The 355-nt window shown below is 56.6% G+C and carries 1 protein-coding gene; it reads left to right on the forward strand.

From position 1 onward, the window contains the following. Positions 1–355 (forward strand): transposase (locus AACY52_RS31830; RefSeq protein WP_339561632.1); only part of this gene is annotated, 355 nt, incomplete at both ends.

Here is a 355-nt window from a genome sequence, read left to right on the forward strand (position 1 = left end):
CCGGTGAGCATGCTCGCAACTTCCTGCAAGGCTGGAAAGGTAAGTTGGTCTGCGACGATTTTGGCGGTTACAAGGCCAGCTTCGAACTCGGCGTGACCGAGATTGGCTGCATGGCCCATGCCCGGCGAAAATTCTTCGAATTGCACGCTACTAACAAGAGCCAGCTCGCCGAGCAGGCCCTGCGTTACATCCAGTTGCTGTACGAAATCGAGAGCGAAGTGCGCGATTTGGAGCCGGATTTACGGCGCCGAATACGGCAAGAAAAAGCCGTACCGGTGATGGATAGACTGCATGCCTGGATGATCGCCCAGCGTGATCTTGTGCCCGAAGGTTCGGCCATCAGCAGAGCACTCGA

The organism is Pseudomonas sp. EA_65y_Pfl1_P113 (genome assembly GCF_963970525.1).
Taxonomy (GTDB): Bacteria; Pseudomonadota; Gammaproteobacteria; order Pseudomonadales; family Pseudomonadaceae; genus Aquipseudomonas; species Aquipseudomonas tritici.